21 protein-coding genes are annotated in these 19,747 nt (G+C 67.7%); 7 read left to right on the top strand and 14 right to left on the bottom strand.

Features of this window, described 5'->3' with window-relative positions; translation table 11 throughout:
- The first annotated feature begins 65 nt into the window (after positions 1-65).
- Genes ACX9NE_RS08380 through ACX9NE_RS08370 form a run of 3 tightly spaced genes read left to right on the top strand, consistent with a single transcriptional unit; the run spans position 66 to position 3,234 of the window.
- The gene (locus tag ACX9NE_RS08380; protein WP_459361224.1) at positions 66-1,016 is read left to right on the top strand and encodes a hypothetical protein; all 951 of its coding nucleotides are present in this window, start codon (positions 66-68) and stop codon (positions 1,014-1,016) included.
- A complete protein-coding gene (locus ACX9NE_RS08375) occupies positions 1,013-1,357 on the top strand; it encodes a hypothetical protein (protein ID WP_459361223.1) in 345 nt (114 codons plus the stop codon). The genes ACX9NE_RS08380 and ACX9NE_RS08375 overlap by 4 nt, the downstream gene beginning before the upstream one ends.
- Positions 1,354-3,234: a GMC family oxidoreductase N-terminal domain-containing protein gene (locus ACX9NE_RS08370; protein ID WP_459361222.1), complete on the top strand. Its 1,881-nt coding sequence runs from the start codon at positions 1,354-1,356 to the stop codon at positions 3,232-3,234. Before ACX9NE_RS08375 ends, ACX9NE_RS08370 begins: the two co-directional genes overlap by 4 nt.
- 109 nt (positions 3,235-3,343) lie before the next feature.
- Here ACX9NE_RS08370 and regX read toward each other — a convergent pair whose 3' ends face one another.
- The 6 genes from regX to ACX9NE_RS08340 all read right to left on the bottom strand — a co-directional run bounded on the left by regX (position 3,344) and on the right by ACX9NE_RS08340 (position 9,530).
- A complete protein-coding gene (gene regX / locus ACX9NE_RS08365) occupies positions 3,344-4,027 on the bottom strand; it encodes a two-component sensory transduction protein RegX (RefSeq protein WP_459361221.1) in 684 nt (227 codons plus the stop codon).
- Between the two features lie 49 nt (positions 4,028-4,076).
- Complete coding sequence (locus ACX9NE_RS08360; protein ID WP_459361220.1) at positions 4,077-5,312, bottom strand: sensor histidine kinase; 1,236 nt, start codon at positions 5,310-5,312, stop codon at positions 4,077-4,079.
- Positions 5,313-5,458: 146 nt separating this feature from the next.
- A complete protein-coding gene (locus ACX9NE_RS08355) occupies positions 5,459-6,214 on the bottom strand; it encodes a phosphoglyceromutase (protein ID WP_459361219.1) in 756 nt (251 codons plus the stop codon).
- A gap of 86 nt (positions 6,215-6,300) precedes the next feature.
- Positions 6,301-6,831, bottom strand: a complete 531-nt coding sequence (locus ACX9NE_RS08350; protein ID WP_459361218.1) for a type III secretion system chaperone family protein — start codon at positions 6,829-6,831, stop codon at positions 6,301-6,303.
- On the bottom strand, positions 6,828-8,147 hold the full coding sequence (gene mshA / locus ACX9NE_RS08345; protein ID WP_459361217.1) for a D-inositol-3-phosphate glycosyltransferase: 1,320 nt from the start codon (positions 8,145-8,147) through the stop codon (positions 6,828-6,830). The genes ACX9NE_RS08350 and mshA overlap by 4 nt, the downstream gene beginning before the upstream one ends.
- A gap of 66 nt (positions 8,148-8,213) precedes the next feature.
- A complete protein-coding gene (locus tag ACX9NE_RS08340; RefSeq protein WP_459361216.1) occupies positions 8,214-9,530 on the bottom strand; it encodes an ROK family protein in 1,317 nt (438 codons plus the stop codon).
- 181 nt (positions 9,531-9,711) lie between these two features.
- Between ACX9NE_RS08340 and ACX9NE_RS08335 the strand changes: the two genes are divergently transcribed.
- Complete coding sequence (locus ACX9NE_RS08335) at positions 9,712-10,470, top strand: SDR family oxidoreductase (RefSeq protein WP_459361215.1); 759 nt, start codon at positions 9,712-9,714, stop codon at positions 10,468-10,470.
- Here the strand turns inward: ACX9NE_RS08335 and ACX9NE_RS08330 are convergent.
- Together ACX9NE_RS08330 and ACX9NE_RS08325 are read right to left on the bottom strand one after the other, a co-directional pair.
- A complete protein-coding gene (locus ACX9NE_RS08330) occupies positions 10,448-11,821 on the bottom strand; it encodes a L,D-transpeptidase (protein WP_459361214.1) in 1,374 nt (457 codons plus the stop codon). The genes ACX9NE_RS08335 and ACX9NE_RS08330 overlap by 23 nt on opposite strands.
- A gap of 43 nt (positions 11,822-11,864) precedes the next feature.
- Positions 11,865-12,962 carry a UDP-N-acetylmuramate dehydrogenase gene (locus tag ACX9NE_RS08325; RefSeq protein WP_459361213.1) on the bottom strand — a complete coding sequence of 366 codons (1,098 nt, stop codon included), beginning with the start codon at positions 12,960-12,962 and terminating at the stop codon, positions 11,865-11,867.
- Positions 12,963-12,988: 26 nt separating this feature from the next.
- On the opposite strand from ACX9NE_RS08325, the gene ACX9NE_RS08320 reads away from it, so the two are divergent.
- From ACX9NE_RS08320 to ACX9NE_RS08310, 3 genes are read left to right on the top strand one after another with little or no spacing between them, the layout of a single operon-like run.
- A complete protein-coding gene (locus ACX9NE_RS08320) occupies positions 12,989-13,519 on the top strand; it encodes a DUF2505 domain-containing protein (RefSeq protein WP_459361212.1) in 531 nt (176 codons plus the stop codon).
- A gap of 10 nt (positions 13,520-13,529) precedes the next feature.
- Positions 13,530-14,360: a carbon-nitrogen hydrolase family protein gene (locus tag ACX9NE_RS08315; RefSeq protein ID WP_459361211.1), complete on the top strand. Its 831-nt coding sequence runs from the start codon at positions 13,530-13,532 to the stop codon at positions 14,358-14,360.
- Positions 14,357-15,400, top strand: a complete 1,044-nt coding sequence (locus tag ACX9NE_RS08310; protein WP_459361210.1) for an LmeA family phospholipid-binding protein — start codon at positions 14,357-14,359, stop codon at positions 15,398-15,400. Before ACX9NE_RS08315 ends, ACX9NE_RS08310 begins: the two co-directional genes overlap by 4 nt.
- Before the next feature lies 1 nt (position 15,401).
- On the opposite strand, the gene deoC is transcribed toward ACX9NE_RS08310, so the two are convergent.
- From deoC to ACX9NE_RS08280, 6 genes are all read right to left on the bottom strand, one after another.
- Positions 15,402-16,076, bottom strand: coding sequence for a deoxyribose-phosphate aldolase (gene deoC / locus ACX9NE_RS08305; protein WP_459361209.1), 675 nt, complete (start codon positions 16,074-16,076; stop codon positions 15,402-15,404).
- On the bottom strand, positions 16,076-16,501 hold the full coding sequence (locus tag ACX9NE_RS08300; RefSeq protein WP_459361208.1) for a DUF2599 domain-containing protein: 426 nt from the start codon (positions 16,499-16,501) through the stop codon (positions 16,076-16,078). The genes deoC and ACX9NE_RS08300 overlap by 1 nt, the downstream gene beginning before the upstream one ends.
- 3 nt (positions 16,502-16,504) lie before the next feature.
- Positions 16,505-16,768, bottom strand: coding sequence for a DUF2516 family protein (locus tag ACX9NE_RS08295; RefSeq protein ID WP_459361207.1), 264 nt, complete (start codon positions 16,766-16,768; stop codon positions 16,505-16,507).
- 121 nt (positions 16,769-16,889) lie between these two features.
- On the bottom strand, positions 16,890-17,564 hold the full coding sequence (locus tag ACX9NE_RS08290; RefSeq protein WP_459361206.1) for a heparin-binding hemagglutinin: 675 nt from the start codon (positions 17,562-17,564) through the stop codon (positions 16,890-16,892).
- 258 nt (positions 17,565-17,822) lie between these two features.
- The gene (locus ACX9NE_RS08285) at positions 17,823-18,239 is read right to left on the bottom strand and encodes a helix-turn-helix domain-containing protein (RefSeq protein ID WP_459361205.1); all 417 of its coding nucleotides are present in this window, start codon (positions 18,237-18,239) and stop codon (positions 17,823-17,825) included.
- A gap of 89 nt (positions 18,240-18,328) precedes the next feature.
- Positions 18,329-19,687 carry a DUF445 domain-containing protein gene (locus ACX9NE_RS08280; RefSeq protein WP_459361204.1) on the bottom strand — a complete coding sequence of 453 codons (1,359 nt, stop codon included), beginning with the start codon at positions 19,685-19,687 and terminating at the stop codon, positions 18,329-18,331.
- Positions 19,688-19,747 lie beyond the last annotated feature (60 nt).

The raw sequence follows: 19,747 nt of genomic DNA, 5'->3' as shown, positions 1-19,747 counted from the left end.
CTCAACCAATAGTATGGTGGCCGATAGGACGGCACAACTCTGACGTGGCCCGCGGAGGTAACAACATGGACGACGAGACGCGTTCAGCGGCAATTCCGCGCTGGCGAGGTGCCCGGGGACGCCTGGAGGTTTGGTACGCCACGTTGTCGGATCCGGTGACGCGCGCCGGGGTGTGGCTGCACTGCGAGACGGTGGCGCCGACGGCCGACACCCCCTACGCCCACGGCTGGGCGACCTGGTTCCCGCCGCGGGACCCGCCTCGCACCGAACGCTTCGGACCCGAACCCGTCCAGCCCGCGACGGGCACAGCCTGGTTTCAGGCCGCCGGTGCCCGGGTGGAGCCCGAACACCTGAGCGGGCGTGCGGGAACACTGGCCTGGGACCTGTCCTGGAAGGACACCTCAGCGCCGCTGTGGACGTTTCCCCGCGTTGTATGGGAACGCGAGGTGCTACCCGGCGCCCAGGTGGTGCTCGCCCCGGCCGCCGAGTTCAGCGGTTCGTTGACCATCGACGGCGCCCATCAGCCCGTCGACGGGTGGCGCGGCAACGTCGCCCACATCTACGGCCATGGCAACGCCAAGCGCTGGGGATGGATCCACGCCGACCTCGGTGACGGCGACGTGCTGGAAGCCGTCACCGCCGTGTCGCACAAACCCGGGCTCAACCGGCTGGCCCCGCTGGCTTTCATTCGCTTCCGGATCGACGGAAAAGACTGGCCCGCAACCATTTTGCCGTCCCTGCGGATGCGGACCACACTTGATCTGCAGCACTGGCAGATGGAAGGGCGCATCGGCCGGCGGGACGTGCTGATCCGGGTCGATCAGCCCCCGGAGCGGTGCGTAAGCCTGCAATACACCGACCCCGATGGCCAGACGTGCGTGTGCACCAACACTGAGCAGGCCGACGTCCACATCGAGCTTGGCGACCGCCGGTGGTCGGTAAAAGGCACCGGCCATGCCGAAGTCGGCCTGCGCGGAGAGCAGGCCCCGCCCGTCAACGAAAGGATCCCGTCATGAGTTTTGCCCTCGACCCGCCGTTGCTGTTCGCGTCCGGGGTGCTCATCGAGCGACGGTTACCCCCGCAGCGCCGCGACGCCCTCGAAGCGGCGGTCCTCGGCATCTTTTTCGCCGGATCGTTCGGCCTCTACAACAACGTCCCCGGACTGGGTTTCCTGTGGCGTCCGTTCCGCGCACGTAACGGACGCGACTTCATGTGGAACAGCGGCGCTTTCAGCCTGAACACCGACCAGCTGGACTGGCCGGCGCACGCCGCGGCCGGAGGTATCTTCGCCACCTATCCGTTCTTCCTCAAACTCGGTCGAGCGCTCGGGCGACGGGCCGCCGCCGCGCGCTCATGAGCCGGCTGACCGATCGCGTCGGCCGCTCCTCCATAGCCTCGTTCGGCACCGCGCTGCTGCCGCAGAAGCACGGGGGACCGACGGCCACGGAGTTCGCCGACCGTGTGGACCGGTACCTGTCCCGGATGCCCGCCAGTTCACGGCTCGCAGTGCGAGCCGGGTTGCTCTCCCTGGCGGCGGCCAGCTACCTGACCACGGGCCGGTCACTGAACAGGCTTGACCCTGGGGAGCGCGAACAGTTACTGCACCGCATCGCGATGCTGAACGCCGAAGCGGGCGCGGCCGTCGAGGGCATGAAGGTGATCGGGTTGTTGGCCAACGGCGCCGATACCTATGCCGCCGAACTACTTTCGCGCGCCCAGGACGACCCGGTGGCGCGGCCGGATGCGGCCTTGGACGTCACCCGATCAGCCGACAGCCCGTCGGTGGTCACCGCCGACGTGGTGATCGTGGGTTCCGGCGCCGGCGGCGCGATGGCGGCCCGAACCCTGGCCCGCGCCGGTCTGACCACCGTCGTCCTCGAGGAGGGGCGGCGCTGGACGGTCGAGGAGTTTCGCAGCAGCCATCCGATCGACCGCTACGCCGGTCTCTACCGGGGCGCCGGGGCCACCGTCGCCCTGGGCCGCCCACCGGTGGTGCTGCCCATGGGCCGAGCGGTCGGTGGCACCACGGTCGTGAATTCGGGCACCTGTTTTCGCCCGCCGGAGGCCGTGCAGCGGCGCTGGCGCGACGAGTTCGGGCTGGCCTTGGCCGGCCCCGACCGGTTGCGCACCCACCTCGACGAGGTCGAGCGCACCCTGCAGGTCGCGCCGGTCCCGCTGAATGTGATGGGCCGCAACGGAAATCTGCTACTCGAAGCCGCCCGTTCGCTGGGCTGGCAGGCGGCGCCCATCCCGCGCAACGCACCGGGGTGCGACGGCTGTTGCCAGTGCGCGATCGGCTGCCCGCACAACGCCAAATTCGGGGTGCACCTCAATGCGCTGCCGCAGGCGTGCGCGGCCGGAGCGCGCATCATCTCCGAAGCGCGCGCGCAACGGGTGCTGGTCGAGAGCGGTCGGGCCTGCGGCGTGCGGGCCCGCCGGCCCGACGGCACCGCGATCGACGTCCTCGCCGACCGGGTCATCATCGCGGCCGGCGCAACCGAAACGCCGGTGCTGTTGCGGCGCAGTGGTATTGGCCGGCATCCGCGGCTCGGCCGCAACCTCGCTCTGCATCCGGCCGCGATCCTGGCCGGGCGCTTCGAGCAGGATGTGTACGCATGGCACGGCGTGTTGCAGAGCGCGGCCGTGCACGAATTTCACGAGTCCGACGGCGTGCTCATCGAGGCCACCTCAACGCCACCGGGGATGGGATCGATGGTATTCCCGGGCTACGGCGCCGAGCTGTTGGGCTGGCTGGACCGGGCGCCCCAGGTCGCCACCTTCGGTGCCATGGTTGCCGACCAGGGCGTCGGCTCGGTGCATTCGGTACGCGGCGATACGGTGGTGCGCTACGACATCGCACCCGGGGACGTCGCCAGGCTGCGGGTGGCATTGCACGCCATCGGACGGTTGCTGTTCGCCGCCGGTGCGGTCGAGGTGCTCGCCGGGCTGCCCGGTGCCACAACGGTGACATCCGCCGAACAGCTGCGCGACGTGCTGGCGCGCACCCACCCTCGCAGCCTGCACCTGGCAGCCTTTCATCCGACCGGGACCGCCGCCGCGGGTTCCGACGAGCGGGTCTGCCCGGTCGACGCGACCGGCCGGCTGCGCGGAGTGGACGGCGTGTGGGTGGCCGACGCCTCGATCTTGCCCAGCTGCCCGGAGGTCAATCCGCAGGTCTCGATCATGGCGATGGCACTCGCGGTGGCAGACGAGGTCATTGCGCACCCCGGTTAGGCGTCGGTCGTGTGAGTGACTGCGTCGGATCCTCGCGCCGTACACCCGTTCGAGCCGACGTCGCCGAGTTGGTGCTGACGCGCTCCCCCGATCCGCCCTATCGGCGGGGTCAGCCTTCCAGCTTGTAGCCCAACCCGCGCACCGTCACCAGGTGCACCGGATTGGCCGGATCGGCTTCGATCTTGGACCGCAACCGCTTGACGTGGACGTCGAGTGTCTTGGTGTCGCCGACGTAGTCCGCGCCCCAGACCCGATCGATCAGCTGACCCCGGGTGAGTACCCGCCCGCTGTTGCGCATCAGGTATTCCAGTAAGTCGAATTCCTTGAGCGGCAACGTGATTGCGTCGCCGTTGACCGAGACCACGTGTCGCTCGACGTCCATCCGGACCGGACCCGACTCGAGCACTCCGTCGCTGATCTCGGAATCGTCGTCGCCGCCACGGCGCAACACCGCACGGATGCGGGCGATCAACTCGCGCGCCGAATATGGCTTGGTCACGTAGTCGTCGGCGCCCAATTCCAGGCCGACCACCTTGTCGATCTCGCTGTCGCGCGCGGTGACCATGATCACCGGCACGCTGGAGCGGGCACGCAACTGCTTGCACACGTCGGTTCCCGACATCCCGGGCAACATCAGGTCGAGCAGCACGATGTCGGCGCCGGCACGGTCGAACTCTGCCAGCGCCGAGGGACCGTCAGTTACGACCGTGGCCTCGAAGCCTTCCTTGCGCAGCAGGAATGCCAGCGGATCGGCCAACGACTCCTCGTCTTCCACAATCAGCACGGTTGTCATCTGCGTGACTCCTCCTCATCGCAAAGCACTGCATCGTCGTTCACGCGTGTCACAGACTCAGCTCTTCCTCTCGTTGTGACCCGGACCGGATATCGCGGCCCAGCAATTGCACAGGTTCGTCGGCGACGTCCGGCGGCGGTGCGGCCGAGCCGAACGCCGGGATGGACAACGTGAACGTCGACCCGGTGCCCGGCTTGCTCCACACGCCGATGCTGCCGCCGTGGTTGGCGGCCACGTGCTTCACGATGGCCAGTCCCAGACCGCTGCCGCCGGTGGCGCGCGAGCGCGCCTTGTCGCCGCGGAAGAAACGCTCGAAGACCCGCTCCTGGTCTTCCAGCGCGATTCCGATGCCGCGGTCGGTGACCGCTATCTCGATGTTGTCACCCCTGCGGCGCCGGCTGATCGACACCAGCGATCCGCGCGGCGAGTAGGCGATCGCATTGGAGACGAGGTTGGCCAGCGCGGTCACCAGCAGCGTCTGGTCGCCCAGCACCTGCAGCCCGCTGGGGGCATCGGTGCGGATGTCGATAGCCGCGTTCTCGGCCGCCACCCGGTGGCGCGAGATCGCCTCCGACACGACGGTGTCGACGTCAACGGCGGTCACGTTGGACAACCGCTCGGCGCCCTGCAAGCGGGAAAGCTCGATCAACTCGGCAACCATGTCGCCCAATCGGTTGGCCTCGATCAGCACCTTTTCGGCGAAGCGGCGGACCGTCTCGGTGTCATCGGCGGACGCCAGCAGGGCCTCGGCGAGCAGGGTCATCGCGCCGACCGGGGTCTTGAGTTCGTGGCTGACGTTGGCCACGAAATCACGCCTCGTCGCCTCCATACGTGCGTAGTCAGACTGGTCATGCACGAAAACCACGGCGAACCGCCGGTCTTCGTCGCTCAGTAACCGAGCATGCCCGTGTACCGACAATCCGGACCTGCCGCCGGGCCGTTTGACCGGCGCCAGGTCGAATTCGACGTCCTCGCCGCTCAACGCGCGCTGGGCGGCCGTCCACGCGGCATCGTCCAGCTGCCGATCGCGAACCAGACCGAGTTCTCTGGCGCGCTCGTTGAGGTAGACGACGTCGCGATGGGTATCCACGACAGCTGCGCCCAGCGGCATCAAGGCCACAATTCGTTGCAGCATCTGCGCGACGGTGATACCGGTCCACTCGGTGGTCGCTCGCCGTCGCCCCTGCCCGGCCCGCCCCGACAGCCGCAGTCCGGCCGCCACACCTACGGCCAGTGCCAGCCCGGACAAGACCCCGGCCAGCAACAGTGCCGAGAACACAGTCACACCCAAAATCCTACAAATCGGGTGAACGCTGCCCTAGCGGAGCGAGGCCAAAATCGGACAAGTCACACGCTTCGCCATACATATTCTGCTCGCGTTAACTCGATGTTCAGCAAAACGCCCTTTCCCGGAATGAGTTCGCTCGTGAATCAGGGTTTCGCCGCGCCCTGGCTGGCTACGGCTGCGGCACCGGCGGCGGCGGCCTCGGGATCCAGGTAAGTGCCGCCCGCCACCACCGGGCGCAGGTCAGCGTCCAGGTCGTAGCGCAGCGGAATGCCGGTCGGGATGTTCAGGCCGACGACGTCGTCGTCGGACATCCGGTCCAGGTACTTGACCAATGCGCGCAGGGAGTTCCCGTGCGCGACGATCAGTACCGTCTTGCCGGTCATGAGGTCGGGAACGATGACGTCGGTGTAGTAAGGCAGGAACCGCGCCACCACGTCAGCCAGGCATTCGGTGAGCGGCCCGCCGCCGATGTTCGCATATCGCGGATCGGCATCCTGGCTGAACTTGCCGCCCTTCTCGATGGGCGGCGGCGGCGTGTCGTAGCTGCGCCGCCAGGCCATGAACTGCTCTTCGCCGTACCGCTCCTTGGTCTCCGCCTTGTCCAGACCCTGCAGCGCCCCGTAGTGCCGTTCGTTGAGCCGCCAACTGCGGTGCACCGGAAGCCACAACCGGTCGGCGGCGTCCAGCGCCAAGTGCGCGGTGCTGATGGCACGGCGCAGCAACGACGTGTAGAGGACGTCCGGCAGCAGACTTTGCTCGGCCAAGAGCTCACCGCCGCGCACCGCCTCGGCACGGCCCTTGTCGGTCAGCCCGACGTCCACCCAGCCGGTGAAGAGATTGAGAGCATTCCATTCGCTCTCGCCATGACGCAATAACACCAGCGTGGCAGTGTCTCCCATGCGGGAAGTCTCTCACGGAGCGTGGTCAGCGTCGCCGTCTACGTCGTCTTTGCTCGACTCCCCCCACGAGCGGGAGGTGACCCATCTCATCGCGCTTCGCGCTCCCCATCGTCGTCTTCGTCATCGATCAGATGCGCGAACGCCTGCAAATTCTTCAACGACTCGCCGCGGGACACCCGCCACTCCCATTCCTTTTGAATGGACGACCGGAAACCCAACTCGAGCAATTTGTTGAAGTCCGAATCCACCGCCTCGAGCACCTGCCCCAACACGCGGTCGATCTCCGCCGGGTCGACCGAGGCCAGCGACATCCGCCCGACAAGGTAGATGTCACCGACCTTGTCCAGGGTGTAGGCGACCCCGTACAGGCGGCGGTTGCGCTTGAGCAGGAATCGGTACACGCCTTCGTGGTTCTCGTCGGGCTTGCGGCACACGAACGCCTCGACTCGCACGGAATGCTCACCGATGCTCAGGATGGTGTTGGTCTTGAGCCTGCGCTCGCCGGGCAACTCCACGACTATTCCCGGCAGGCCGCCGCGGGCTCCGGCGTGCTTCGCATACTTCAGGTCGCTGGCCTGCAGCGTCTCCTCGATCACCTGCTGCACATTCGGGCTCACGCCCCCACCCCCCGACGGGCGGACCAGCGCCTGGGCTTGCGCTTGGCGACGAGGTCGCGCACCCGGCGCTGACGCCCCGCACTGAACTCGCCGATCGCACGCCGGTAGCTGGCCAGCAGCGCGTCGGTGGTGTTATCCCAGGAGAACCTGGCGGCGTGCTTGGCCGCGGCCCGGCTCATCGCCCAGCCCTGCGGTCCGGCGTTGACCCGCAGCAGGTGGTCGATGGCGTCGGCCCACCGCCCCACCTCATGTCCCGAAACCAGCGTGCCGGTGATGCCGTCACGCACCGCCACCGGCAGCCCACCCACCGCAGCCGCCACCACCGGCGTACCGCAGGCCTGCGCCTCCACCGCGACCAGCCCGAACGACTCCGAATAACTCGGCACCGCTACCAGGTCAGCGGCGTGGAACAACGCGGCCAGATCCGTGCGGGATTGCGGCGGCAGAAAGGTCACGCGCGACGCGATGCCCAGTTCGTCGGCCAGGCGCGCCAAACCGTCCGGAGATGCCAGCCCACTACCGGAAGGTCCGCCGGCAACGATGATGCGCACACGGGGCAGCCTGGCCGCGGCACGCAGCACGATGTCCGGCGCCTTCAGCGGCTGGATTCGCCCGACGAAGGCCACCACCGGCTCATCGAGAGCCAGCCCGAGCGCGGCCCGGGCCGCCGTGCGGTCGCCCGGCCGGAACACCTCCAGATCGACACCGGGGTGCACCACGTCGATCCGCGCGGGATCCGCATGGTGCAACGAGATCAATTGCCGGGCTTCATCATCGGTGTTGACGATGAGCCGATCCGCCTCATCGACGACCTGCTGCTCACCGACCGTGCGCAACGGCGGCTCGGCCGTATCGCCCTGGGCCAGTGCCGCATTCTTCACCGCGGCCAAGGTGTGGGCCGTGTGCACCAACGGCACCGCCCAACGGTCACGGGCCAGCCAGCCGACCTGACCCGACAGCCAGTAGTGCGAGTGCACGATGTCGTAGTAGCCCGGCTCGTGTGCGGCTTCGGCGCGCAGCACGCCCGCGGCGAAGGCGCACAGCTGGGTCGGCAGGTCGTATTTGTCCAGCCCCTCGAACGGCCCGGCGACGACGTTGCGGACCAGCACACCGGGCGCGGCGCGCACCACCGGCGGGTCGGCGGATGCGGTGGCCCGGGTGAAGATCTCTACCTCGATGCCACGCTTGGCCAGGTGTAGCGCGCTCTGCAGCACATAGACATTCATCCCGCCGGCGTCACCGGTGCCCGGTTGCGCCAGCGGCGAAGTGTGCACCGCGAGCAGGGCTACCCGTCGTGGCTCGTCGTCGTACCGCACACTGTCATCTTTACAGGACGCGTCGCGGCTCAAACCCGGGCGCATGCCTTGCGCAGTCCAGAAACGCTACTTGGCGATGGCATCGGGCTCGGTGTCGGCCAGACGGCGGCTCAGGGCAGCGGATCGGCGCATCGCCCCCAACGGGTCGGCGTAGAGCCCGTCCAAAGACACGATGCCCGCACCCGCCTCCTGCACGCGGTTACCGAAGGCGGTGACGCGGATATCGCGCGGCGCCAGCACGGAGCGCTCAGCGAACGCGGTCTCCACATCCGCCATCCCCTCCGGATACTCGGTGAACGCCTGGCCGCCGACCACAACTTCGTCGGGGTTGAGCATGTCGCGCAGCAGAGCGACCGCCCCTCCGAGCACCCGGGCCCGTTCCGACAGCAGGTCCCTGGCCTGCTGGTTGCCGCCTCGCGCCACTCGGACCAGCTCGGTCATCCCCGTCGTTGACGCTCCGGTGCGGTTCACCGTGGCCACACCCGGCAGGATCCGCAGCCGACGGGCTGCCGCCAGCACCGCCTCGTCGCTGACGGTGGATTCCAGCTGCCCCGAGCCGCTGAGCAACTCCGATTGGACCGGCAACGGCGCAATGGTGCCCGGACCACTGGCCGGGCAGTGCACCCGCCCCCCGATCACCAGCGCATAACCCACGGTCTCGCGTGCGTAGACGTACAAGCTGGTCGACGTGCCCGGAGCGAACCGCCGCATGCCCAGCAGCAGTTCGGCCCCGGCCATGGCATCCACGTGCGAGGCCACCGAGACCGGCAGTCCCAGCGCGTCGGCCAGCACCGGCCCGACGGGCGCCTGCCGCCAGCCCAGCCGCGGGTGGTCGACCAGGCCCGTCGTGCTGTCGACGGTGCCACCGATCGCCACGCCGACCCACAGCGCCTGGCGCCGGTGCCAGCGCCGCAGGTAACGCCCGGCACTGTGAGCCAGCGAGGTCAGCGCGGGGCCCGCGGCGTTGAGTGGCGTGGGGGTTTCGACCGTGTCGAGAGTGCGGCCGAACAGATCGGTGGCCACGATGCTGGTGGTGCGTGCGCCGACGTGGATGCCGAGTGTGACGAACGGCTCGTGGTTGACCTCGACGGGTACCCGCGGGCGTCCGATCGCGCCGGACACGGCCAGATCGGCACGTTCCCGCAGCAGTCCGGCATCCAGCAGTGCGATCACCTGACGGTTCACGGTGGCGATGCTCAGCGAGGTGACGGTGGCGATGACGTCGCGGCCGACGGGCCCGCGCAACCGCACCGCGCGGAACACCGATGCGGACGCGGAATCGGACAGGTGCAACGCCGGAGGCACAATCTGACGGTAAGCCCGCAGTTGCCCCTGGTGCCCGGCGCGGCTGTGCGATTGGTGGGCAAGAGTAGTCGAATGCACTGGCAGTCCTTGGTCGAGTTCCGATGGCCGGGTCCCTGGCCACACCCGCGACTTGCGTCAGTTCAGGCGCGGCAAAGTGCGCGACAACAACACGCGCCCGCGTAATGACACGCGGTCGTCATGCGGAACATGGCACTGCAGTACACACAGGAAATTTAGCACGTCAACTAGAGTTGTCCCGATGAGTTCCCCCGACCCGCAGAAACCAGTCGCGGTAGTGACCGGCGCCAGTTCCGGGATCGGCGAGGCGACCGCGAAAGTCCTTGCTGCGCAAGGTTTTCACGTCGTCGCCGTGGCACGACGAGCCGAACGGATCCAGGCGCTGGCCGCCGGCATCGGCGGCAGCGGGGTTGTGGTCGACGTCACAAAAGACGAGGACGTGGCCGCGCTGGCCGACTCGCTGGACCGGGTCGACGTGCTGGTCAACAACGCCGGCGGCGCGAAAGGACTGGCGCCGGTGGCCGAGGCCGACATGGAGCACTGGCGCTGGATGTGGGAGACCAACGTGCTGGGCACCTTGCGGATGACCCGCGCCCTGCTGCCCAAGCTGATCGAGTCCGGCGACGGACTGATTGTCACCGTGACTTCTATTGCGGCCCTTGAGATTTATGACGGCGGGGCGGGTTACACGGCGGCCAAGCACGCCCAGGGCGCGCTGCACCGCACGCTGCGCGGCGAGCTGCTGGGCAAGCCCGTGCGCCTCACCGAAATCGCCCCGGGCGCCGTCGAGACCGAATTCTCGTTGGTACGTTTCGATGGCGATGAGGACCGCGCGGACGCGGTCTACTCCGGTATGACACCGCTGGTGGCCGCCGACGTCGCCGAGGTGATCGGGTTCGTGGCATCGCGACCCGCACACGTCGATCTGGACCAGATCATCATCCGGCCACGTGATCAGGCTTCAGCGACGCGGAGGTTCAACCACCTGGCCCAGAACTAGGCCCAGTGGTGGTGGTCGTCGTCGGCGTGCCCGACAAGCTGGGTGCCGTCGACGGGGTAGCCGGCGCCGTGACGGGGATCTGGGTGCCCGGCGGGCGTCCGGATGCCGCCGGCAGAGCCGACATCGACACCCAGGTGTCCCAGTCCACGGCCCAGTCCCAGATATCGCCGTCGGAGTAGGAGAGCTGGATCGAGCTGCCGGTCACCTCGACCGGGTCGCCGTACATCGCCGTCGGGAAATACTCCGCGGCATCGGCAGTCGACAGATTGATGCAGCCGTTGGTGACGTTGCTGTTGCCCTGGGCGCCGGCACTCGACGGGTTGGCGTGGATGAACTCCCCGTTGTTGGAGATTCGCACCGCCCAGCGTTCGTGCACATTGCTGTAGCCAGCCGCCGGGTTGGACATGTAGAAGTCGGCGTACTTCTCGGTGACCACGTGGATCCCGTTGCGGGTGACATTGCGGGCCTTGTCGGCCTCGCCGTAGCTGCAGGGGAAGTCCATGATCACGCCGGCGTCGGTGACCACCTGGATACGGTGCGAGGACACCTCAGCCTTGACGATCTGCCGCCGCCCGATCTGGATGTTCAACGACATGTCCTGCAGGCCGTAGGCACCGTCACCGAATGGCAAGCCGTAGAACTTGGCGTCGACGCTGACGGTGGTGCCGGCCGGGTAGTACTCCTTGGGCCGGTAGTGGATGCGTGCGCCCTGTGCCTCGTCGGGCAACCACGCCCAGCTGCCCTCGACCGGCGGGTTCGTCTTGATGGTCAGCGCCCGCTCGACGGCGGCCTTGTCGCTGATCGGGGAATCGAACTGGATGATGATCGGCGCCGCGATCCCCACGGTCTGGCCGTCGGACAGCTGGAATCCACCGTCGACCTTCTTCTTCGGCGTCACGGTGATGAACTTGCCCGCCACCGGCACGCTCTTGCCGTCATGCCCCACGGCGGACCCGCTCCACGTGTAGGTCGTGTCGTAGCCCAGCGGCTCGGTGGTCATGAAGACGGTGCGGTCCTGATTGAAGGTGCCCGCGACGGGCTTGCCGGCCGAATTCATCAGCGCAACCCGCTGAAACCAACCGTCGGTGACCGAGACGCTGATCGGCGCGATCGGCACCACGTCTTCGGTGGCGTTGGCCGGCTGGTACGTCAGATGCGGGGCCGCGGGCGGCTTCTTCTCCGATTGCGGGGTGATCTTGCCACCGGCACAGGCGGCCAGGACGCTCGGCGCGAACACCCCAAGGCCGAGGGCCGCCAAAGCCGCGCGCCGGGTGATCGGCCCCTGGCTCGAGGGCGTGGTGTAGGGGGTCACAACCGTTAAAGATACCGGGCGAAATGGCCTGGCTCCCACTGCCAAGACGGACGACGGAGCGCCTCGCGCACGAAATCAGCAGCTAGAAGTCGCATCCGACCAGGACAGGCTCGGGCTTCAGTGTGATACCAAACACGTCACGAACCCCGTCTCGGATGGTGCGCGCCAGTATCATCACGTCCTCCGCCCTGGCGCCGCCGCGGTTGGTCAGGGCCAGTGCGTGCTTGGTGGACAAACGGCACGGCGCGTTCTCATCCGGGTAGCCCTTGGCGAAACCGGCATGTTCCACCAGCCAGCCGGCGGCCAACTTGACGCCCTCGGGCGCCGGGTAGTTCGGCACCGGCCCGCCGGCCGCAGCGGCCAGCCGCTCATAGTCCTGCGGTGCGACCACCGGATTGGTGAAGAACGAACCGACACTCCAGGTGTCGTGGTCTGCCTCGTCGAGCACCATCCCCTTGCGGGCCCGCAGTGCCAACACCGCCGCACGGACGGCCTGCGGGTCACCGCGCTCACCGGGGGCCACCTCGAGCGCCGCGGTCAGCTCCGCATAGCGCAACGGCGCGCTGCGGCCGGAGGCATCCAGCGCGAACTCCACTTCTACGACGACGGCGGGCAGATGGAGCCCGTCGGCCCGCTTGAGCACGCTGGTGCGATAGCCGAAGCCCAGCTCCTGCGCGGGCACCCAGCGCACCTCGCCGGTGCGCCGATCCAGCAGCCTGAGCCGGGTGATGGTGTCGGATACCTCCACGCCGTACGCGCCGACGTTCTGCACGGGAGTGGCCCCGGCAGATCCGGGGATTCCCGACAGGCACTCCAGTCCGCCCAGGCCGTGTTGGATGGACCGCACCACCACGTCGTCCCACACCGCGCCCGCCTCGGCGCGCACCAGGTTGTCCTCGATGACGATGCCGGCGTTGGCCAACCGCACTACCGTCAGGTCGGAAAGCCCATCGCCGATCACCAGATTGGACCCGCCAGCAAACACCAAAACTGAGTCGCCGGCGATGCTGTGAGGCTCGGCGTCGAGCGCCCGCAATACCGCGATCACCTGATCGCTGCTCTCGCAGGTGATTACGCGTCGCGCCACCGGACCTACCCGAAGCGTCGTCAACGGCGCCAGGGGCACACACTCGGCGACACGCGCCCCGGCAAAGAGCGAACCGCTCTCGCTCTGCTCCATGGCCCGTAACGGTAGCGTTTCCTGTCATGCCGCGTTCAATCGACATGTCGGCCGACTACGACAGCACCGTAAGCGAGGTTCATCAGGCCTTTTACGATCTCGGGTACTGGCAGGGCCGGCTGGCGGAAACGCCGGTCGACGTGGCCTGCCTCGAGTCGATGCGGGTCGGCGGTGAATCCGGGAATGACGGGACCATCCACGTCGTCACGTCGCAGACCATGCTCAGCCATAACCTGCCCGCCCTGGTCACGCAGCTGCACCGAGGCGATCTGTGCGTCCGGCGCGAGGAGATCTGGGGGCCGATCAGGGAGGGGATCGCGACCGCGTCCATCGCGGGATCGATCGTGGGAGCACCGGTGTACCTGCGCGGCACGGCCATACTGGAACCGCTGTGCGAATCGGGGGGAGCACGGATGTCGGCGCGGATCACCATCCAGGTGCGAGTTCCGTTCATCGGCGGGAAGTTGGAGCGGATGATCGGCAACGAGCTGGGCGAGCTGGTCGCCGTGGAACAGCGCTTCACCACGTCGTGGATCAGGTCACTCAACGGCTCCTAAGCTGGCGCTCATGCGAATCGCACTGGCGCAGATCCTCAGTGGCACCGATCCGGCCGCCAATCTGCAGCTGGTGGCCGACTACACCCACCGCGCCGCGCACGCGGGCGCCGGTCTGGTGGTGTTCCCGGAAGCAACCATGTGCCGCTTCGGGGTCCCGTTGGAACCGGTCGCCGAGCCACTCGACGGCCAGTGGGCGACCGGTGTCCGTCGAATAGCGGCGGCGGCGGGCATCACCGTCGTCGCAGGCATGTTCTGCCCCAGCGGTGACGGCCGGGTGACCAACACCCTCATCGCAGCCGGTCCCGGCACACCCAACGATCCCGACGCCCACTACGACAAGATTCACCTCTACGACGCGTTCGGCTTCACCGAGTCACGCACCGTGGCAGCCGGGCATCATCCGGTGGTGATCGAGGTCGACGACGTCCGCGTCGGTTTGACCGTCTGCTATGACATCCGCTTCCCGGCGCTCTACACCGAGTTGGCCGACCGCGGCGCCCAACTGATCGTGGTGTGCGCGTCCTGGGGTTCCGGGCCCGGCAAACTCGCGCAGTGGACGCTCCTGGCCCGGGCACGGGCACTGGATTCGACCAGCTTCGTCGCGGCCGTCGGTCAGGCCGACCCCGGCGGCACCCTGAGCCGTTCCGGCGCGCCGACCGGTGTCGGCGGCAGCCTGGTGGCCTCCCCGTTCGGCGAGGTGGTGGTGTGCGCCGACGAACAGCCGCAACTGCTGACCGCCGACCTCGACCTCGACCTGGTGTCCCGGGCCAGAAATAGCATCGCGGTGCTGCGCAACCGCTCACGCTTCATTCAGATCGATAGGGCAGAATCGCGGGGGTGACGACTCCGCAGGGACCACGCAACGAAGGCCCGTCAGGTTGGGCGCGGCCGGGCGATCAGGGACCGCTCGGCAGACCTCCGGCTCCCGCGGATCCCTCCACCGGGCGGCTCCATCCCGGTGACCCCCCCGGCGGACTCGGACAGCAGCCACCGCCCGCTCCGCCCCCGCCACAGACTGATCACCTCGCCGCCGCCAACGCCGATACCCGGCGCATCCCGCAGGGCCCGCCGCCGACCCCGGGTGCCGACCGCACCACCCCGATCGCGCAGCCGACGGAGCCGCCCGCGGAGGTCAAGAAGAAGAAGCGCTCGCGGCGTGACCCGCTGGCGATCGTGCTGGTCTTGATCATCGTGTTTTCGCTGGTGGTCGCGGGGCTGATCGGCGCCGAACTGTACGTCCGTCACAAAGCCAACGACAAGGTTGCGGCCGCGACGGCGTGTGTGGTCAAAGACCAGGCCACCGCCTCATTCGGCGTGACTCCGCTGGTGCTGTGGCAGGTGGCCACCGACCATTACACCAACATCTCGATCGAGACGGCGGGCAACCAGATCCGCGACGCCAAAGGCATGAAGCTCAAGCTCAACATTCAGGACGTCAAGATCAAGCACACGGCCGATTCCAAGGGGACGATCGGCGCGCTGGACGCCACCATCACCTGGACGGCACAGGGCATCAAGGAGTCGGTGCAGAACGCAATTCCGATACTCGGGGAGTTCGTCACCAGCAGCGTGACCACTCACCCCAAGGACGGCACGGTCGAGTTGAAGGGCATGCTCAACGACATCGTCGCAAAGCCGGTGATAGTCGGTGGTGGCATCGAGTTGCAGATCGTCAGTTTCAACACGCTGGGCTTCTCGCTGCCCAAGGAGTCCGTGCAGTCGACCCTCAACGAATACACCAACAGCCTGACCAAGAACTACCCCTTGGGCGTTCGGGCGGACAGCGTCGAGGTCACCGACAACGGCGTGGTGGCCCGCTTCTCCACCCGTAACGCCACCATTCCGACCGGGAACACCGACCCCTGCCTGGCCGATCTGTGAGCTAACCCAGCCCGTCGAGCACGGCCCTGGTGCCCGACAGGCCCAGCCGGGTAGCGCCGGCGCGCAGAATGGCGAGCGCGTCGGCAGCGGTGCGGATGCCGCCGCTGGCCTTGACGCCCAACCGTCCGCCCACGGTCGCGGCCATCACCTCGACGGCGCGCACAGATGCGCCGCCGGCGGGATGAAAGCCGGTCGATGTCTTGACGAAGTCGGCGCCGGCGTCTTGAGCCGCGCGGCAGGCGCCGGTCAGGGTGTGCTCGCCGGCCAGACTCAGCAGCACCGCCGATTCAACGATCACCTTCAGCACCGCACCGGCCGCCGCAGCCCGCACCGCTGTGATGTCGGACCGCACGGCGTCGAAATCGCCGGCCAGGGCGGCGCCGATGTCGATGACCATGTCGACTTCGCCGGCACCGGCGGCGACCGCCGCGGCCGCCTCCTGCGCCTTGAACTCCGGCAGGTGCTTTCCTGACGGAAAACCGGCGACCGACGCCACGCGGACCCCGCCGGCTGCGACGGCCAACGGCACCATCGAGGGCGAGACGCAGACGGCATAAACACCGAGCTCCGCGCCCTCGGCAACCAGCTCCGCGACGTCGGCCGGGGTGGCCTCCGGTTTGAGCAGCGTGTGATCGACCAGGGCGGCCAGCTGCTGACGGGTGGGTTGCCGGGCCATCAGAAGGGTTCTTCCGCGGCGCCGGGATTGCACCGCTCGGCCAGCATCTCGGCGTCGTCGACGACCGGGCGCCACGGCTCGAGGTTCCAGCTGGTCTTGCCCGGTTGCGCGATTTCGGCGAGCTGCCAGTGGCAGTCGAACTGGGCGCGCATGCCGGCGGTGTCGGCGTCGGGTGACCGGGCGAGCACCTCGGACCAGGCCTCGTCAGCAGCTTGGCGCGAGCCCTCGGCGGTGCCCGGTGTCCGGGCCGCGGCGCGCCCCGACGAAGTCGGGAATACGCGTAGACCGGACAACCCGCCCCAGTAGACCCATTCGGTGTGGTCGACGTACGGCGGTGCCGGGCCGACCGCGGGGTCGGCAACCGCGGGAACGGCAAACAGCAGCGAAACCAGCGCCGTCGCCGGCGCGGACAGCAGGACCTTCATCCGTCAGCGCGACTTGCCCTGCACCTCGAGAAGCTTCGGCCGCACATCGACCAGATACACACCCGTCGCGACCGCGGCCAACGCGACCGCCATTACGCCGAAGATGCCGTACAGGACGGTGATCAGCGCGATCGCACCGCCGAGGATCACCAACCACACCGGCTTTGACTGCTTGTCGGCGGCGGTGTAAGCGTCGGACCGCTGTAGCGCGGCGTGCACAAACGCGTACACAGTTGCCACCGCGACAGCGACCCACAGAACGAACATGACGGTACCTACGGCTTGCACGCCATAAGACTATGCGGGCCGCCGCGAAAACGTCGACTCCAAGTCGCCGATACCTCGGCGACTTGGAGTCGAGTGGTACTGCTTGATCCGGTGTCCGGACTTACTTCTGGGTGACCTTCTTGGCCGCAGCCTTCTTGGCCGGAGCCTTCTTGGCCGGCGCGGCCTTCTTGGACGGAGCGGCTTTCTTGGCCGGAGCCTCCGCCTTCTTGGCCGGAGCCTCCGCCTTCTTCGGCAGCTCGATGCCGACCAGCTTCGCGGCACGCTCACCGACGGCGCGGGTCTGGGTCGCAACGGTGCCGAGCGCCTCCTGGGTCAGCTCCACGGCCTGGTCGACGTAACCCTCGGCACGCGCGGACGCGTCCTCGAAAGCCGACTGGCTACGCAGCCGCTCCAGAGCGGCCTCGCCGCGCTCGACCAACTCGTTGTAGCGGCTGGTGGCGGCCTCGACGTAACCCTCGGCGGCCTTGCGCAGCTCCTCGGCGGTGAACTTCTCGCGCAGCTCGGTGAGCTGCTCGGGCAGGTCTTCCTGCAGCTTGCTCAGGCGCGCGCGGCTCTCCTCGACGCGGCTGCGGGTGTCGGTACGGGTTTCCTCGGCCCGCTCGCGCAGGGTGGTGCGAGTCTCCTCCGCCCGCTCGCGCAGCGTGGTGCGGGTCTCCTCGGCCCGCTCGCGCAGGGTGGCGATGAGGTCGTTGACCGTGGCCAGAGCCAGGTCCGCCGCACCCAGCGCAGCAAGCAACGGCGCTTTCAGTTCCTCGATGTTCGTGTTCTCAGCCATGACGTTTCCTTTCTTGAATTTCGATATCGGGGTTATTCCTAATTGGTCGGAAAGTGGCGCAAGTTCGGCTCCTAAGCGTAGGAAATGTCAAGACCCGCGGATTGACATTGGCGCGCGACTCGCGGAAAACCTCCTGGTGATCGGGTCGGATGTGGTCGTATATCAGAGCTGTGACAGCGCCCGGGACCGATGACTGCCGTGTTGTTTCGTTACCCGGACGTCCGGTGATCTACAAATGTCCTGTCAGATGAGTCACCGTCAGTCGTCGTTGTCGGATTCGTTCGGACACTCCTCACGGTTAGCCTCGTTCTGCTGGGTGAAGGACGCGTAAATATCCAACAGCACCTGCTTCTGACGCTCGGTGATGGCGGTGTCGGTGACGATGGCGTCGCGCACCTGACTTGCCTCGCCGGGTTCCAGAATCCCGGCGCGCACATAGAGAACTTCGGCGGAAACCCGAAGTGCCTTGGCGATCTGGGCCAGGACGTCGGCCGACGGCTTGCGCAGTCCTCTTTCGACCTGACTCAGGTAGGGGTTGCTGACGCCCGACCGCTCGGCAAGCTGCCGCATCGAAACTTGCGCGGTCTCGCGCTGCGACCTGATGAAGCTGCCGATGTCAGAAGCTTTCGAGGACACCGCGGCCACCTTGGTGCCCAGCTTGTCCTCCGGCGGCATTGATCACTCCCTGCGTTCCGATCTGGTTTGCTGTCGCCCACCAGGGTACGGAGCAGTGCTTGCTATTGCAAGCAGTCGGTTAGCGCTCTTCAGAAGAGCACCTGGGCGACGGCGTAGATGACCAGACCGGCCAGGGCACCCACCACAGTGCCGTTGATACGGATAAATTGCAGGTCACGGCCCACATGCAGCTCGATCCGACGGCTGGCCTCCTGGGCATCCCAGCGCTCGATCGTCTCGGTGATGATCGCTGTGATCTCTACCCCATACTGCGAAACCAGATGCTGAGCGGCCCGCACCATCCACCCGTCCACCTTGTCGCGGAGGTCGGCATCGTCGCGCAGCGACGCCCCGATCCGGGTCACCGTGTCGGCAATCCGGGTGCGCAACGTACTCGACGGGTCGTCTACGCCCTCGAGTACCAGCCGCTTGAGTGTCGTCCAAGCCGTCGCGGCGGCTTTGGCGACCTCGTCGCGCGCCATCAGTTGCTCTTTCACCGCGTCGGCGCGGGCGATGGTGTCCGGATCGTTCTGCAGGTCATCGGCGAATTCGAACAGGAAACCGGTCGCCGAACGACGCAGTTCGTGGTCGGGGTTGCGACGCACCTTGTCGGTGAAGTCCATCAACTCCCGATGAATGCGGTCGCCGACGAGATGGTCGACGAAGCGTGGTGACCAGGTTGGCGAGTCACGCTCGACCACGCGCTGAATCACCACACCGGCATTCAGCGACCACTGGAACGCCCGGTCAGCCAGCAGCTGGATCAGGGCTTCCTGACGGTTTTCGGCCAGCAGCGTCTGCAGTACCCGGCCTACCGGTGGGCCCCACTGCGGCTCGGCGATACGGCGCACGATCATCCGGTCGATCACCTGTTGAACGTCCTCATCGCGCAGCAGCTCCACCAGGACGCGCAGCACGGTCGCCACTTCGCCCGCCACCCGCTGCGCATGGGAGGGCTCGGCGAGCCACTTGCCCAGCCGACTGGGCACCTGCGCGTCACGCAGCTTGGTTTCGACCACCTCCGCCGACAGGAAGTTCTCCCGCACGAAGGTGCCCAAGCCCTCACCGAGCTGGTCCTTCTTTCGCTTGATGATGGCGGTGTGCGGGATCGGAATCCCCAGCGGATGCTTGAACAGCGCCGTCACCGCGAACCAGTCCGCCAGCGCGCCGACCATGCCCGCCTCCGCGGCCGCGCCGACGTAGCCGACCCAGGCCGGTGCACCGCCGTGCATATTCGCCCACCGGCACACCAGGAACACCACCGTGGCGCCGAGCAGAAAGCCCAGCGCCACCGCCTTCATCCGCCGCAGCGCGGCGCGCCGCTCGGCGTCGGCCGCCAAGTCTGCCCCGGCGATCGACTCCGCGAAGGATGTACGGTTCGGCCGGCCCCCGCCCATGCCCGGTGCCGGCGACGCTGCGCCCGTCGGCAAGGCTCTGTGTACCACCACACCATCATCCGCTATCGCAACCACCGGTTAGTGTTACCCACACTGGTCGGGACCCTCACG

The sequence above is a fragment of the Mycobacterium sp. ML4 genome (genome assembly GCF_054515735.1).
Note: the sequence above shows the minus strand (reverse complement) of the source record. Positions and strands in the feature narration are given on the sequence as shown.